The organism is Teichococcus deserti (genome assembly GCF_001982615.1).
GTDB classification, from domain to species: Bacteria; Pseudomonadota; Alphaproteobacteria; order Acetobacterales; family Acetobacteraceae; genus Pseudoroseomonas; species Pseudoroseomonas deserti.
Window position 1 is genome coordinate 1 of sequence record NZ_MLCO01000132.1, and the last position, 905, is coordinate 905.

Sequence of the window (905 nt, forward strand, 5' to 3'; positions counted from 1 at the left end):
GGCCAGGGGAATGAATTCCCCTGGACCCCATCTTTTTTCTGTTCTGTTGGCCGTTTGACGGTCAGCGCCTCAACGGCACCGACACCACGGCATCCCGGCGGGACGGCATTTCATGAAAACAGCGCTCCCTCACAGGTCGCGCTGCCACCGGGCCGGGCCACGTACTGTCCCCCACGTGGACACGCCAGTCTGCAAGAAAAAAGAAGGGGACGAGGGGAATTCATTCCCCTCGCCTGCCCAAATACTTCTCTTCAGCCCACCACCGGATCACACGGCACCACCGCCGGCCCCGCTGCCTCGATCACCGCCCCCGCCTCGAGCAGGAGATCCTCGCGGTAGCGGCCGGCGATCAGCTGGACACCGGTGGGGCGGCCGTCGGTCTCGCCGGTCGCGACCGTCAGGCCGGGCAGGCCCATCAGGGGCAGGCCGACCTGGACCAGCTGGGCCTCGATCACCCGGTCGAAGGCTTCCGGCGATTCCACGTCCTGCAGGTCGTTGAAGGGCAGCTCCGAGCAGACCGGCAGCAGCACCACCGGGTAGTTCTTCAGGAACATCTGCCACTGGCGGGTGAAGCCGGCGCGGGCCTGCAGCGCGTCCTGGAACTGGTTCAGGTCCGGCGCGCTGCACAGCCGCTCCATCTGGGCGAAGACGAAGGTGGCGTCGGGGTCGGCCTCCTTGGCCAGGGCAGCGTTCAGGCCACGGCGCGACTCGGCCAGCCACAGCATGGCCTGCAGCCGGGCGGGCTCGCGCAGCGGCGGGCAAGGCGTCTCGACGATGGTCCAGCCGCGCTCCTGCAGGCGCAGCGCGGCGTCGCGGAGCGCGCGCTCGACCTCGGGGGTGGTGGCCAGGCCTTCGGGGCGGATGCAGAGGGCGGCGCGCTTCGGGGCAGCGGGGCCTTCCAGGGG

Annotated in this window: 1 protein-coding gene; it reads right to left on the minus strand. The window is 69.7% G+C overall.

Annotated features, from left to right (window positions below; genetic code table 11):
- Positions 1-251: 251 nt before the first annotated feature.
- Positions 252-905, minus strand: a 654-nt coding sequence (locus BKE38_RS14330; RefSeq protein ID WP_242662358.1) for an amidase family protein, incomplete at its 5' end; no start/stop codon positions are given.